The organism is Bacillus sp. FSL K6-1012, assembly GCF_037964915.1.
GTDB lineage: Bacteria > Bacillota > Bacilli > Bacillales > Bacillaceae > Bacillus > Bacillus halotolerans.
Genome location: NZ_CP150175.1, coordinates 3,931,053 through 3,944,897, shown reverse-complemented (window position 1 = coordinate 3,944,897; position 13,845 = coordinate 3,931,053). Strand labels below are relative to the sequence as shown.

At 47.7% G+C, this 13,845-nt stretch carries 15 protein-coding genes; 13 read left to right on the top strand and 2 right to left on the bottom strand.

Annotated elements, in window-relative coordinates:
• The first annotated feature begins 12 nt into the window (after nt 1-12).
• The 3 genes from NSS75_RS20450 to NSS75_RS20440 all read left to right on the top strand — a co-directional run bounded on the left by NSS75_RS20450 (nt 13) and on the right by NSS75_RS20440 (nt 2,133).
• Nucleotides 13-540, top strand: a complete 528-nt coding sequence (locus tag NSS75_RS20450) for a hypothetical protein (RefSeq protein ID WP_339234730.1) — start codon at nt 13-15, stop codon at nt 538-540.
• 95 nt (nt 541-635) lie between these two features.
• The gene (locus NSS75_RS20445) at nt 636-1,442 is read left to right on the top strand and encodes a glycosyltransferase family 2 protein (protein ID WP_095712748.1); all 807 of its coding nucleotides are present in this window, start codon (nt 636-638) and stop codon (nt 1,440-1,442) included.
• A 13-nt stretch (nt 1,443-1,455) separates the two neighbouring features.
• Nucleotides 1,456-2,133: a uracil-DNA glycosylase gene (locus NSS75_RS20440; protein WP_024123272.1), complete on the top strand. Its 678-nt coding sequence runs from the start codon at nt 1,456-1,458 to the stop codon at nt 2,131-2,133.
• 24 nt (nt 2,134-2,157) lie between these two features.
• Here NSS75_RS20440 and NSS75_RS20435 read toward each other — a convergent pair whose 3' ends face one another.
• The gene (locus tag NSS75_RS20435; RefSeq protein WP_268496500.1) at nt 2,158-3,528 is read right to left on the bottom strand and encodes an aldehyde dehydrogenase; all 1,371 of its coding nucleotides are present in this window, start codon (nt 3,526-3,528) and stop codon (nt 2,158-2,160) included.
• A gap of 166 nt (nt 3,529-3,694) precedes the next feature.
• Between NSS75_RS20435 and NSS75_RS20430 the strand changes: the two genes are divergently transcribed.
• The 3 genes from NSS75_RS20430 to NSS75_RS20420 all read left to right on the top strand — a co-directional run bounded on the left by NSS75_RS20430 (nt 3,695) and on the right by NSS75_RS20420 (nt 5,788).
• The gene (locus tag NSS75_RS20430; protein WP_254517928.1) at nt 3,695-4,012 is read left to right on the top strand and encodes a YwdI family protein; all 318 of its coding nucleotides are present in this window, start codon (nt 3,695-3,697) and stop codon (nt 4,010-4,012) included.
• 19 nt (nt 4,013-4,031) lie between these two features.
• Nucleotides 4,032-5,354 carry a purine/pyrimidine permease gene (locus NSS75_RS20425; RefSeq protein WP_106019756.1) on the top strand — a complete coding sequence of 441 codons (1,323 nt, stop codon included), beginning with the start codon at nt 4,032-4,034 and terminating at the stop codon, nt 5,352-5,354.
• A 62-nt stretch (nt 5,355-5,416) separates the two neighbouring features.
• A complete protein-coding gene (locus tag NSS75_RS20420; protein ID WP_010332332.1) occupies nt 5,417-5,788 on the top strand; it encodes a DUF423 domain-containing protein in 372 nt (123 codons plus the stop codon).
• 45 nt (nt 5,789-5,833) lie between these two features.
• Here the strand turns inward: NSS75_RS20420 and gerQ are convergent, their stop codons facing one another.
• Nucleotides 5,834-6,379 (bottom strand): spore coat protein GerQ, encoded by a 546-nt coding sequence (gene gerQ, locus NSS75_RS20415; protein ID WP_024123267.1) that lies wholly within the window; start codon nt 6,377-6,379, stop codon nt 5,834-5,836.
• Between the two features lie 320 nt (nt 6,380-6,699).
• Between gerQ and spsA the strand changes: the two genes are divergently transcribed.
• The 7 genes from spsA to NSS75_RS20380 are packed head-to-tail and all read left to right on the top strand — an operon-like array spanning nt 6,700 to nt 13,834.
• Nucleotides 6,700-7,470: a spore coat dTDP-glycosyltransferase SpsA gene (spsA, locus tag NSS75_RS20410; protein WP_188323361.1), complete on the top strand. Its 771-nt coding sequence runs from the start codon at nt 6,700-6,702 to the stop codon at nt 7,468-7,470.
• A gap of 4 nt (nt 7,471-7,474) precedes the next feature.
• Nucleotides 7,475-8,899, top strand: coding sequence for a CDP-glycerol glycerophosphotransferase family protein (locus NSS75_RS20405; protein ID WP_326366001.1), 1,425 nt, complete (start codon nt 7,475-7,477; stop codon nt 8,897-8,899).
• Nucleotides 8,900-8,919: 20 nt separating this feature from the next.
• A complete protein-coding gene (locus tag NSS75_RS20400) occupies nt 8,920-10,089 on the top strand; it encodes a DegT/DnrJ/EryC1/StrS family aminotransferase (RefSeq protein WP_024123264.1) in 1,170 nt (389 codons plus the stop codon).
• The gene (locus tag NSS75_RS20395; RefSeq protein WP_339234715.1) at nt 10,090-10,959 is read left to right on the top strand and encodes a GNAT family N-acetyltransferase; all 870 of its coding nucleotides are present in this window, start codon (nt 10,090-10,092) and stop codon (nt 10,957-10,959) included.
• Nucleotides 10,959-12,080, top strand: coding sequence for an N-acetylneuraminate synthase family protein (locus NSS75_RS20390; RefSeq protein WP_213418108.1), 1,122 nt, complete (start codon nt 10,959-10,961; stop codon nt 12,078-12,080). The genes NSS75_RS20395 and NSS75_RS20390 overlap by 1 nt, the downstream gene beginning before the upstream one ends.
• Nucleotides 12,073-12,813, top strand: coding sequence for an NTP transferase domain-containing protein (locus NSS75_RS20385; RefSeq protein ID WP_024123261.1), 741 nt, complete (start codon nt 12,073-12,075; stop codon nt 12,811-12,813). The genes NSS75_RS20390 and NSS75_RS20385 overlap by 8 nt, the downstream gene beginning before the upstream one ends.
• A 1-nt stretch (nt 12,814) precedes the next feature.
• Nucleotides 12,815-13,834: a glycosyltransferase gene (locus NSS75_RS20380; protein ID WP_106019750.1), complete on the top strand. Its 1,020-nt coding sequence runs from the start codon at nt 12,815-12,817 to the stop codon at nt 13,832-13,834.
• The last annotated feature ends 11 nt before the right edge of the window (nt 13,835-13,845 follow it).

Below are 13,845 nucleotides of genomic sequence, written 5' to 3'. Positions count from 1 at the left end.
AGGGGGATTGTCATGAGACTCGGCTCTTGTTTATATGGCTTTGTTATTCATGTGGCTGTATTTTTGTTTGTGGGTGCCTCCATGCTTTTGGTTATGGCTGTGGCCGTACCGCTTGTTTTTTTGCTCGATAGGCTGCCAGATGTTGTTTTTACTGCTGGTGCAATCATTTTTCTATTATTCTTCTATTCTATAGGCTGGTTTTGGGCACTCAGGCTTGCTTGCCACCAACGCATGCGTCTGTTTGATGTTCAATTGGGGTCCTTTGTTCTGCTGACCTTGCTGATTGGTTTGTTCTTATCAGATGGAACGAGTGTTTCTGAAATTGTGAGGGATTGGGACGATGCAGGCTGTGCTTTTGTTCCGCCGGCATTCACTTTTTTGTGCCTTTCTTACGCATTGGTGCTGCTGCCGGTCTATCAATCGAAGCTGTGGCATCTCGTCCTGCCGAATGGCGTCCGCCTGAAAGATGTTATTCGTGTATGCGCAGATCTGATGCTGATTATGGTGCTTCTGGTAGGCGTCACATTGCTGTTTCTGTAGTTTCCATTTCACAGTTCGGTAGGATCTTCCCACTGATCTCCCGTCCAATATATGTTTTAATAGTACATGACTATGAAAATGAGAAGGAGAGCATCATGAAGATTTCTATCGTAATTGTGACCTATAATCGGATTCCGGCTTTGTGCGAGCTGCTGGAGTCGATTTCGCAGCAGACTATGAAGCCGTATGAAGTCATTATTGTCAATGATGCCGGGGAATCGGTTGAGCGGGCCAAAGCACTGTATCCGGATCTGCCGATTGTTGTGATTGATTTAGAGAAGAACTCAGGTCATGTGGCCGCGAGAAATGCGGGTGTCAAAGAGGTGTCAGGCGACTGTATCATGCTTTGTGATGATGATGATTTCTTCACGCCGGGCCATCTGGAAAGAATGGCGAAGGAAATGGAAACGGCAGATTTCGTTCATTCTGATGCCGAAATTGTGTCGTTTGAAGAGAGGGAAGGGACAAGATATCCGATTTCGCGGAAGTTATTTGCGTATACCGCTGATTATGAGGATATGAGAGTGTTCTCGACCTACGTGCCGTCGGGCAGCATGTACAGACGTTTCCTGCACGATGAGATCGGGTATTTCGATGCTGATGTGCATAATTATTGGGACTGGGATTTTTACTTGCGTGCAGCGAAGGATTACCGGGTCAAGCGTGTGCCTTGTGCCAGTGTGATATATGCATTCAGTGACGCGGGAGACAATCAGTCCGCAGACCTTGGCGCCAAGCGGAAGCAATACTTGGATCGTTTAAGCGAGAAGCACGGACTAGGGGAACTGCCGACGAAAAACTTTGCCGTCCTGCTTGAAGAGCCTGACATGAAGAGGCGGGAAGCACAAAGTGAGATTGTTTGGGATGGCAAACCTGTCTATTCCAGACTTCATCGTTCGTAAGGAGGTTTGCATCTTGAAACAGCTTTTACAGGACAGCTGGTGGGAACAGCTGAAGGAAGAGTTTGAAAAACCGTATTATCAAGAGCTGAGAGAAATGCTGAAGCGGGAATACATGGAGGAGACGGTCTATCCGGACAGCCGCGATATCTTTAATGCGCTGCACTATACGCCGTACGATGATGTCAAGGTGGTCATTCTCGGCCAAGATCCGTATCACGGGCCTGGACAGGCTCAAGGCTTAAGCTTCTCCGTAAAGCCGGGCGTGAAGCAGCCGCCTTCATTAAAAAATATTTTTCTCGAGCTTCAGGATGATATCGGCTGCAGCATACCGAATCACGGGTCGCTCGTCAGCTGGGCGAAGCAGGGGGTTCTTTTGCTGAATACCGTGCTCACGGTGCGGCGCGGACAGGCGAATTCCCATAAGGGAAAAGGCTGGGAGCGGCTGACTGACCGGATGATTGACGTGCTGAATGAAAGAGAGCGGCCGATCATCTTTATATTGTGGGGCCGGCATGCCCAAATGAAAAAAGAACGGATCGATACGTCCAAGCATTTTATTATTGAATCGACGCATCCCAGCCCGTTCTCAGCAAGAAACGGATTTTTTGGCAGCAGGCCATTTTCACGGGCAAATGCCTTCTTGGAGAAAATGGGTGAGGCTCCGATTGATTGGTGTATAAAGGATTTATAAAAAGCGCAGATGGCCTGCGCTTTTTTATTTGAGTATTTTTCGAATCAAACGCAGGCCGTTTTTGGAGGATGGATAACGGAAAGCGAAGTCGAAGCGGTTCGTTTGCTTGACGACGCTTTTTTTGTGCGTAAATGTATTAAAGCTGTCAAATCCGTGATAGCTGCCGATTCCGCTTTCTCCCACGCCGCCGAATGGCAAATACGGTGTCGCGGCATGCATTAACGTATCGTTGACACAGCCGCCGCCAAACGACAGGTTTTCTAATACCTCTCGTTCAATTGTTTGGTTTGTCGTAAACACATACAGAGCGAGCGGCTTGGGACGCGACTTGATTTTCTCAATGACTTCATCGATGCTGCGATATGTAAACAGCGGAAGAATGGGTCCGAAAATTTCCTCTTGCATTACAGGGGAATCATCTGTGACTTGATCGAGAATGGTCGGCGCTATTTTGTGGTGCCTGTGATCGGCTTGGCCGCCGCTTAGCGCGACACCGTCTTTCAGAAAGCTCAGCAGCCGCTGATAGTGGCGTTCACTGACGATCTTGCCATAAGCCGGATTCAGTTCGGGCTGCGGTCCGTAAAACTCGCCAATGACACGCTTCATTTCTTCCGCAAGCACTGTTTTGATGTCTTCGTGAACGAGCAAATAATCCGGTGCGATGCAGGTTTGGCCCGCATTCGTAAATTTCCCGAAGACGATGCGTTTGGCGGCAAGCTTGATGTCAGCATCCTTATGCACGATGCAGGGGCTTTTGCCTCCGAGCTCTAAGGTGACAGGGATTAATTGTTTGGCAGCCGCTTCCATGACAACTTTTCCTATGGCGACGCTTCCCGTAAAAAATATGTAGTCGAACGGCTGCTGTAATAAAGCTGTGCTGATGTCCGGCCCGCCTTCCGCCAAAGCGACATAATGATCCGGAAAAACGTCGCGGATGAGATCGGAAAGAACAGCCGAAACAGCTGGCGTATATTCTGAGGGTTTGAGAACGACCGTGTTTCCGGCCGCAATGGCTCCGATCAGTGGAGAAAGCGCCAGCTGGAAGGGATAGTTCCATGGCGCAATCACCAAGACGGTGCCATACGGCTCGGCGATAATGACACTTTTGGAACCGATATGGGTCAATGGCGTTTTGACTCTTTTCGGCTTGGCCCATTTTTTCAGCCGTTTCATCACAAAGCTGATTTCCTCCAGAACGATGCCGATTTCCGTTGAGTATGCTTCTTGTTCAGATTTGTGAAGATCCTGATAGAGAGCGGCTGTGATGTCTGCTTCATACGCTTTGATGGTGTGTTTCAGTTTCTTTAAGACGTCCAGTCTTGAGTCAATTGATTTTGTATGCCCTGCCGCGAAAAATGCTTGATGGCTGCTGACAATAGAGGGGATGCTGTTCATATTCTCTCTCCTTCCTGCGGGTCATGGTGATTCATTATGTGAAAATTGTCTTCTGCTTGTCAAATGCGAGGCGCTTGTCAGAAAAAATAACAAACTCTTGTCTGCGTTTGCGGCGGGAATTTGATAAAATGCAGGGAGACTACATTTTATTTTTGGAGGATTTTTTATGAACATTCATATATCCGCTTTGATTCAGAAGATGGAAGAGGAATTGAAGAAAGCAAAGACGGCTGAAGGTGATGAGGAGCTGAAGCGTCAAGTGGCGGTCGTCCGTTCTTTGTGCGACGTCGTGCTGGATCAGCCGGAGACGGGGAGCGCGCCGCGCATTCAGCCGAGTGTCACGGCAAGTCCTTCGGCGCCGCCTTCGACAGACCAGCTGCTGATGGAAAAAATGATGGGCAGCGCGGGATTAAACAAATATCGGAAGCAGGAAAAAGATAAGCAGGAAGAGGATGGAAACGGAGAGTCTTTATTTGATTTTTAATCAGAAAGGTTGAGCTTACGTGAAATTGGTTCTTGGCGCTCTGCAATGGACAGCGTTTATGATTGCGGCGGCGATTGTTGTTCCGGTGGCGGTTGCCCAGTCGTTTCATCTGGATCATTCAGATTCAGCACGGCTGATTCAAAGCACTTTTTTTGTATTGGGAATTGCCGCAGTTATTCAGTGTTTGAAAGGACACCGGCTGCCTATAAATGAAAGCCCTGCCGGCTTGTGGTGGGGAGTGTACACGATCTACGGCGGCCTGACCGGAACGGTGTTTGCGACATATGGCGAAACATTGCGCGGCTTGCAGGGGGCGCTTCTTGTAAGCGCTGTATGTTTCTTTTTGTTAAGTGTCTTCAAGGTCATTGACCGGCTTGCTGCCTTGTTTACTCCGGTTGTGACAGGGGTCTATTTGCTGCTGCTCGTCATGCAGCTGAGCCAGCCGATAATAAAAGGGCTTCTCGGCATCGGCTATTTAAAAGACAGCGTGGACGGTCTTGTATTTGTCCTGGCGCTGGTTGTCGTCGCCGCAGCTTTTATCATGTCAAATTCTCATATCGTTTTTTTAAAGCAATATTCTATTTTATTGGCCCTTTTCGGCGGATGGGTGCTGTTTGCGGCTGCGGGCGTTGCGAAACCGATCGAAATGCCGGATCGGCTGTTTCAGCTGCCGTCTCTGTTTCCGTTCGGTGCTCCGTTATTTAACAGCGGCCTAGCCATCACCTCGGTTTTTATTACGATCCTGCTGATCGTTAACATGCTGGCAAGTATGAAGGTTGTGGACATTGCGGTGAAAAAATTCGGCAAACAGACAGATGGAAAGCGTCATGAGCGCCCTGCCGGTTTTGCGGCTGCATTCAGCCATTTGCTGAGCGGTTTGTCTGGAGCCATTGCACCGGTTCCGATTTCGGGAGCCGCGGGTTTTATTGAAACGACAAAGATGCCTTCTAAAAAGCCGTTTGTTCTCGGCAGTATGCTGGTCGTTTTCATCAGCGTGATTCCGTTTTTTATGAATGCGTTTGCGAGTCTGCCGTCACCCGTTGGATTCGCGGTAAACTTTGTTGTGTTCTCGGCAATGGTTGGTTTGGCGTTTACTGAATTTGATTCCTATGAGAAATCAGAGCTGAAAAGAGTGCGGGCTGTGATCGGCATTTCACTGCTTACAGGTGTCGGCATTATGTTTGTGCCAGAAAGTGCATTAAAGGATATGCATCCGGTGTTTATTTCTCTGTTAAGCAACGGGCTTGTCTTAGGGACGCTTGCTGCAATAGCGATGGATCAGTTTCAGCTTTGGCGCAGGAGAAAATCCGACAATCTCGTGTCATCAGAGAACAAACATTGAATTTTCATACAGGTGCGATATGATAATTGATATGAGTTTAACGAAAAGGCGGGAGAGAATAGATGAAAGTATTTATTATATTAGGCGCTATTAATGCCATGCTTGCCGTGGGCCTCGGGGCATTTGGCGCACACGGATTAGAAGGGAAAATTCCTGATAAATATCTTCAGGTTTGGCACACAGGCGTGCAGTATCATATGTATCACGCGCTGGGGCTTTTTGTTGTCGCGTTTCTTGCGGATAAACTGTCTGGCATCGGCAGCGTCACAACAGCCGGCTGGCTGATGTTTGCGGGGATTGTACTGTTTTCCGGAAGCTTATACATCCTCAGTGTGACGCAAATTTCCATTCTCGGGGCAATCACGCCGCTTGGCGGTGTGGCGTTCATTATTTCTTGGATCATGATCGTTGTCGCAGCCGTCAAATATCTATAAAGAAAAAAGCCAATCCTCATGATATGAGAGATTGGCTTTTTTTCTTTATCTTGGCGAATAGGATGACATCGAGTATGGGTACGTATATGCAATTTCTTCATCAAAGGTAACGTAATCAAGATAGATCGTCAGCAGAAGATAGCGGGTTCCTGTCTTTGGATCGCTGATAATAATGTGATCCCGGCCCGCAGCCTCGATGACGCCGCGAAAAATCTTTGATCCCCACTCTTTGCTGTTTTCAAATGTCATATAGATGGTAGCCGTTTTTCCCCTGTTCAGGCGCAGTATATTCTCGATATATGATTCCTCGACAGGCAGCATGCCGGGAATGTTTTGGCCGCCCGATGGCGTCGGCCCCGATGGAATTTGAAACCCGCCGCCCTGGCCTTGCTGCTGAGTGGGGAATCCGAAGCCTTGCTGCCCCTGCTGCATGGGCATTTGCTGCATTTGTCCCATAGTCTGCATTTGCGGGCCTTGCATTTGCGGGCCTTGCCCTTGCGGCTGCGGGTACGGATTTGGGCCGAATTGAGGCGAATACCCCTGCATATCATATCCCTGCATTTGCTGATATTGATTTTTTTTCGGTTTCATATCGTTCCTCCTTTTTATGAAAACCATTCAGAACATGTTCCGGATGTATAAATAAACGATCCGAGATGACTCACCTCCGATGACAAACGATCTTAGTCGCTATTGCGATTTTTATCTCTTTCACCTTATGAGGCCAAAGCTTGGAATATGCTGAAAAAAAGAACAGTGAGCGTGCCGATTTCTCTGGCCGATCACTGTTTTTTCAATGGACGTACACAATCTTTTCGCATATTAGTCTGTATTCCTAGCGCAACTTGCGCTTAAGCAACATAAGATAACGTTAGTTTCAGGTGTGAAAATTCAAGAAGGAGGTGTAGGATTTGCCGAAAGTTTCAGTGATCATGACGAGCTATAACAAAAGCGATTATGTGGCAAAGTCCATTTCAAGCATACTCTCACAAACTTTTTCTGATTTTGAATTGTTTATTATGGATGACAACTCAAATGAAGAGACGCTGGATGAAATCCGTCCCTTTTTGAATGATAACCGTGTGCATTTCTATCAAAGCGATGTATCTGGAGTGAAGGAAAGAACGGAAAAAACGAGATACGCGGCCCTGATCAATCAAGCGATTGAGATGGCAGAGGGTGAATATATCACCTATGCGACGGATGACAACATCTATATGCCGGATCGGCTGTTAAAGATGGTGCGTGAACTCGATGATCACCCGGAAAAGGCTGTGATCTACTCAAGCTCGAAAACCTATCATTTAAACCAGAATCGAGACATTATAAAAGAAACTGTCAGGCCCGCCAGTCAAGTAACGTGGAACGCTCCGTGCGCAATTGACCATTGCTCGGTGATGCACAGGTATTCGGTGCTTGAGAAGGTGAAGGAGGCGTTTGGCTCTTATTGGGATGAAAGCCCGGCGTTTTATCGGATCGGTGATGCCCGGTTCTTTTGGAGAGTCAATCATTTTTATCCGTTTTACCCGCTGGCCGAGGAGCTTGATCTGAACTATATTACAGACCAATCCATTCATTTTCAGCTGTTTGAGTCAGAAAAAAACGAGTTCGTTCGGAATCTTCCTCCGCAGCGCAACTGCCGCGAACTGCGTGAATCATTAAAAAAGCTTGGAATGGGGTGAGAGTTTGTCGGCCTATTTAAGCAATTATTGGGTGTTGTACCGGAAGTATGCGGAGCTTTTTGACAGGCTTCGCTACAAGGGGATTCCGCTCGGGCTTATCAGTAATTTTTACCAATACATCAGCCCTGAGCTGAGAGTGATGATGGAAGAAGAACCGGAATTATTCGGGCCTGCGGATCAGCATATCGATGAAGGCCAGATTCAGACGTTTTTTGAAGAGAAAAAACAGAGCATTGCCAAAACAAATGACGCGCCTGTTAAGGGAAAAGTGATCTTGCATTTTGATCACCTTCGTTTTGTAAACGCTAATTACTACCAATTTGATCCTGAGAAAACAGCTGTTTTGGCAAGATGGAGTATGCCGAATTATTGCGATTTGCCTGTGATCAGCAAGCCTGAAGTGGCTGCTTCATGTGAAAAAGGCGATCCGAAGCCGTATCTTGAAAAGGCTTTTTCGATTCTTTCGGCTTATGATGACCACCCGGCATTCGGTGATCAAGCATTTCGTGAACGGCTTTTCAAGGATATTCCTTTGTTCATGGAAGCCATTGACACAGTAGATGCTTTATTCAAGAAAGAGAACATTTCTGCCGTTGTTGTAGGAACGACAGAAGACATTTACAGCAGGGTGCTCGCTCTTATGTGCGAAAGGAGAGGGGCCGTGAGCATCTGCCTTCAGCATGGAGCGCTGATGGGTGATGAAGCCTTCTTGCCCGTTTTTACAACCTATCAGGCTGTTTTTGGCGCATATGAAGCTGGTTGGTATCAGCAAAAAGGCTGCAAACCAGAACAGATTCTCATAACGGGACATCCCCGCTTTGACGAAATTTTTAACAGGACATCTATTGACATGTCAGTATTTTATCGAAAGCTGGCCTTTCACCCGTCTAAAAAAATCGTTTTGATCGCGACACAGCCCTTTTCCGAGGAATTTTATTCAAGTGTGTTAGCGGAGCTTACCACGCAAAAACAGCTGCAAATCATCATTAAACCTCATCCATGGGAAATCGGAAAAAACAAGCTGGATCTGTATCATGCGGCGGCAAAAAAACATAAAGCATGCAGAGTCATCAAAAAAGAGATGGATCTGTACGATATTCTGGCGTATGCTGACGCCGCTGTGACACAAACCTCAACGGTGGGCCTTGAGGCCATGCTGTTTCAAAAGCCCGCACTGATCGGGAAATCGACCGGAAACCGCACGTATCCGTATTACGAGTCTCTTGGCGATTTTATATTTGAAAAACCGGAGGAATTAGCGCGCACCCTGATTGAGGTTCTTCAAAATCCCGCCATGTATCAGAAGGCAGAAGCGGCGCGTCTGTCATTTACGGCTTCCAATTACCCGGTTACTGAGTCGACGCTCGCCTTGTTTTCGGAACTGAAAGCAAAAACAGGAGTTGATTACAGGCGGGATCATTCTGAATAAAACGATAGGAGCGCAAAGAAATGGTGCAAAAGAGAAATCATTTTCTTCCTTATTCCTTGCCGCTGATCGGAAAGGAAGAAATTCAGGAGGTCACAGAAACGCTTGAATCCGGATGGCTTTCCAAAGGCCCGAAGGTTCAGCAGTTTGAAAAAGAGTTTGCCGCGTTTGTCGGAGCCAAGCACGCCGTGGCGCTGAATTCATGTACCGCTGCTTTATTTTTGGCTTTAAAAGCAAAAGGGGTCGGACTGGGTGATGAAGTCATAACCTCTCCACTGACGTTCAGCTCAACCGCCAATACGATTATTCATACCGGAGCAACGCCGGTGTTTGCGGATATAGATGAAAAGACGCTTAACATTGATCCGAAAAAGCTTGAGACGGCGGTCACACCGCGGACGAAAGCCGTTGTACCCGTCCACTTTGGGGGGCAGTCCTGTGACATGGACGCAATTTTAGCCATTGCCCAAACGCACGGTCTATTTGTGCTCGAGGATGCGGCGCACGCAGTATACACCACTTATAAGCAGAGAATGATCGGCTCCATCGGGGATGCGACAGCATTCAGCTTCTACGCGACCAAAAACCTGGCGACAGGGGAAGGCGGCATGCTGACGACGGATGATGAGGAGCTTGCCGACAAAATCAGGGTTCTGAGCCTTCACGGCATGAGCAAAGGCGCGTGGAACCGTTATTCTTCAAATGGCAGCTGGTACTATGAGGTCGAGTCGCCCGGCTACAAAATGAACATGTTTGATCTGCAGGCGGCGCTCGGGCTTCATCAGCTGAAACGGCTGGATGACATGCAAAAACGGAGAGAAGAGATTGCAGGTCAGTATCAAGCCGCTTTTCAGCAAATCCCGGGGCTGATCACGCCGTTTGTTCACAACGAAGGACGGCATGCCTGGCATTTATATGTCCTGCAAGTTGATGAAAAACAGGCCGGCGTCACTCGGGATGAAATGATTACGGCTCTAAAGGATGAATACAATATCGGGACCAGTGTTCATTTTATCCCAGTGCATATTCATCCGTATTATCAAAAGGAATTCGGATTTAAGGAAACAGACTACCCGCTCGCCATGAAGTATTACAAACGCACCCTGTCACTCCCGCTGTATCCATCAATGTCTGACGAAGATGTCAACGACGTGATAGAGGCCGTGCGGGACATCGCAAAAGGGGCTGGTTAGGTGTACACGATAAAAGAGAATGTTTCCAAAGAGGCGATCATGGAATTTTTCCAAAGCAAACAGATGACACTTGACGGGTCGTATCAATTTTCGCTCGGCCTATTTGAAAACAGCCAGCTTCAAGGCGTGATGCTGTATGAAGACGCCCTTTGGGAAAGCAAAATGCTTCAGAAAAAAGCCATGAATGTAAAGCTTCTCGCGGCTAACAGCACAGGACAGCTGAAACGGCTATTTCAGGCCTTTTATTCTGTTCGGCAAACGGATGAAACGGATTTTGTGTTTGTGCGTGTACCGGCAGAGGATATCGGAGCAGTACATGTCATTCAGCAGCAGCCGTCATCTTATTTTGTCGGCAGTTTGCTTAAACTGGCGAAGACCCCGTCTATATATGAAAAAACGCCGCCATTTTTTGAACTGGTTCAGCCTGAGCCTGGAGACACCGAAGAGATTTGCCAGTTAGCCAGCGACGCATTTACGAAAAGCAGATATTTTCACGATCCTTATCTCAGCCGTGAGGCAGCGGACAAAATCTTTCAAGAGTGGACACGAAACAATCTGATGGGGAGAGCGGATATCAATATTGCCGCTAAATATAATGGGGAAATAATCGGCTACCTGCAAGGTTTATCAAAAGGTGATGAGTATGTGCTTGATTTGATGGCTGTGAAGCCGGGGTATGAAGGCAAGCGTATCGCGTTTCATTTATTGGCGCATCTCATAGAACAACCAGAGACGCTGAAGCATAAAACGGTAACAGCGGGGACGCAGCTTCATAATGTAAGAGCGATCCGCCTATATGAAAGAATGGGCTTCACCGCTGTTCAATCATATTACTATTACCACATTTGGCCGGGCAAGGAGGCGAAATAATGGCGGGTTTTCAGATCGCAAACAAAACTGTCGGCAAAGATGCTCCCGTTTTTATTATTGCCGAGGCAGGAATTAATCATGACGGAAAATTGGATCAGGCCTTTGCACTGATTGATGCCGCGGCGGAAGCGGGTGCAGATGCCGTTAAATTTCAAATGTTCCAGGCTGATAAGATGTATCAGAAAGATCCTGGATTATACAAAACGGCTGCGGGCAATGATGTATCAATTTTTTCTCTTGTTCAGTCCATGGAATTCCCCGCGGAGTGGATTGATCCGCTTTTGGACTACTGTCGCAAGAAACAGGTGATTTTTTTAAGCACGGTGTGTGATGAAGGATCAGCTGATCTGCTGCTTTCCACTTCTCCAAGTGCTTTTAAAATCGCATCCTATGAAATTAACCATCTCCCGCTGCTCAAGTACGTCGCCCGCATGAACAGGCCGATGATTTTTTCGACAGCCGGAGCGGAAATTGCTGATATTCATGAGGCTTGGCGCACCATCAGAGCAGAGGGCAACCACGAAATTGCCATTATGCATTGTGTGGCGAAATACCCTGCACCGCCTGAATACAGCAACCTCAGTGTGATCCCGATGCTTGCCGCCGCTTTTCCGGATGCGCCCATCGGTTTTTCGGATCATAGCGAGCACCCGACAGAAGCGCCATGTGCCGCGGTCCGGCTCGGCGCCAGACTGATAGAAAAGCATTTTACTATCGATAAAAACCTGCCGGGGGCTGATCATTCATTTGCATTAAATCCGGATGAATTAAAGGAAATGGTCAAGGCCATCAGGGAAACGGAAGCCGAGCTGAAACAAGGCATCAGGAAGCCAGTTTCTGAAAAGCTGCTGGGCAGTTCATACAAAACAACAACTGCCATTGAGGGTGAGATCAGAAAATTTGCATATAGGGGAATTTTCACAACGGCTCCGATTCAAAAAGGGGATGCCTTCAGCGAAAACAATATTGCCGTGCTCCGCCCCGGACAAAAGCCTCAGGGGCTGCACCCGAGATTTTTTGAGCTATTGACCGGCGGCGTGCGTGCGGTAAGGGACATCCCGGCAGACACAGGCATTACGTGGGAAGATATTTTAACGAAGGACAGCCCGTCCCATGGATGACATACTTTTTATCGTGCAGGCGAGAATGGGATCGGAACGCCTTCCTGGAAAAGTACTGCGTCCGCTTGGTTCGGAGCATTTACTCGATATTCTCGTTCAGCGCGTACGGCAAAGCGCGTTCTATCAAAAGGAGCGCGATAATCTTGTCATCGCTACATCTGACAAAAAAGCCGACGATGTATTAGAGGCACACTGCATCAAGAACGGCATTCGCGTTTTCCGCGGCAGTGAGGAACGGGTTCTCGACAGATTTGCGCGAGTCATAAAGGCTGCGAAACCGGAAGTCGTCATCCGCTTAACGGGGGATAATCCGTTTGTCGATCCAGAGTTGCTCGATATGATGATTTCAGCTCATCTTGATCAAGGTGCGGATTATACGTATATCCTGAACACGCCGTTAGGCATTTGCGGTGAAGCGGTGAGCGCCAAGCTTTTGCTCGATATCAGCGGCATCAAAATGCTGGAGGATAAATACCAAGAGCATGTCACCTTGTATGTCCGGAAACATCCCCATCTTTACCGTTTGCAGTTTTTAGAGGCTCCGGAACAGCTCTGCGCTCCTCAATATCGGTTGACCGTCGATACGGAGGAAGATTATCAATTGGTCTCAGCCCTCTATCAAAAAGCAGGCGAGCGCCCTGATGTCTCGGCTGCAGAGTTAATCAGCCTGCTGAACCAGCACCCTGATCTGGCGGCGATGAACGGTATGACAAAGCAAAAAGAGGTTGAGTAGCATGCATATCGGGATATTCGCAGACGGCGGGTTCGAGAAAGGAATGGGGCACGTCGTTCGAATGAAAAGGCTTGCGCAAGAACTCAAACACCGCTGTTCCATTACGTTTTACACAAATGACGAGTCTGAACAATTTCTTCAAGAAGAGTACTGGCAGGTCATCGTAAAACCGGGGCTTCAGCAAAATGAATGTATTCTCCGGGAAATAAACGATAAAAAGCTCGATCTGCTTTTATTCGATATCCTTGGTGCACCTGTCGATTTATTAACAAAAATAAAAGCAGGCACAGATGCCAAAATCGTTCTGTTCGAAGAAAAAAATGAGAAAGCGATAGGTCAAAGTGATGCGGTCATTAACGGAATTTACGGCGATGTCAGAAGCAAGGTTTACGATCAGGGAAACGCCCGTGTCTATGAAGGCCCGGATTATCTTATTCTCCACCCTGCCTTTCAAGCCGCAAGAGCTGATTACGCACTTAAGGAAGACTGCCGCAATATTCTTGTTGCATTAGGAGGAAGCGATCCAAAGCAGCTTGTTTTTAAAGTGATAGCAGCGGCCGATCAGCTCCCGGACAGGAAAGACAAGAAAATGATTTTTATCATGGGCAGCGCTTCGCCGCATCAAGAGGCGGTCCGTAAATTGATTCAAAACAAACCCCAATACGCACTAATCGAGCAGACAAATGACATGGCTGTGTTTATGAAACAAGCAGATGCAGCCATTGTCGCCGGCGGCATCTCGCTTTATGAAGCGATCTGTATCGGCGTGCCGTGCCTCGTGCTTTCTCAGGTTGCCCATCAAACCGCAACCGCTGCAAAATTTGCGGAACATGGCGCCGTTCTTGATCTTGGCCTGGGAGAGAATATATCCGTTGAAAAGCTTGCTTATCATATGTCACAAATATTCAGCAGCTATCCTCTCCGTCTTTCTCTGCACGAGGGAGGAAGGCCGCTCGTAGATGGAAAAGGAATGAAACGGGTATCAGCCATTCTTTATGATTTGCTTGATGATAAGATATAAAAATGCACGTA

Bases quoted from the DNA above. Each gene is read 5' to 3' on its own strand.
- NSS75_RS20450 (WP_339234730.1), top strand. From the start codon at position 13: ATGAGACTCGGCTCTTGTTTATATGGCTTTGTTATTCATGTGGCTGTA.
- NSS75_RS20445 (WP_095712748.1), top strand. From the start codon at position 636: ATGAAGATTTCTATCGTAATTGTGACCTATAATCGGATTCCGGCTTTG.
- NSS75_RS20435 (WP_268496500.1), bottom strand. From the start codon at position 3,528: ATGAACAGCATCCCCTCTATTGTCAGCAGCCATCAAGCATTTTTCGCG.
- NSS75_RS20430 (WP_254517928.1), top strand. From the start codon at position 3,695: ATGAACATTCATATATCCGCTTTGATTCAGAAGATGGAAGAGGAATTG.
- NSS75_RS20420 (WP_010332332.1), top strand. From the start codon at position 5,417: ATGAAAGTATTTATTATATTAGGCGCTATTAATGCCATGCTTGCCGTG.
- gerQ (WP_024123267.1), bottom strand. From the start codon at position 6,379: ATGAAACCGAAAAAAAATCAATATCAGCAAATGCAGGGATATGATATG.
- NSS75_RS20400 (WP_024123264.1), top strand. From the start codon at position 8,920: ATGGTGCAAAAGAGAAATCATTTTCTTCCTTATTCCTTGCCGCTGATC.
- NSS75_RS20390 (WP_213418108.1), top strand. From the start codon at position 10,959: ATGGCGGGTTTTCAGATCGCAAACAAAACTGTCGGCAAAGATGCTCCC.
- NSS75_RS20385 (WP_024123261.1), top strand. From the start codon at position 12,073: ATGGATGACATACTTTTTATCGTGCAGGCGAGAATGGGATCGGAACGC.
- NSS75_RS20380 (WP_106019750.1), top strand. From the start codon at position 12,815: ATGCATATCGGGATATTCGCAGACGGCGGGTTCGAGAAAGGAATGGGG.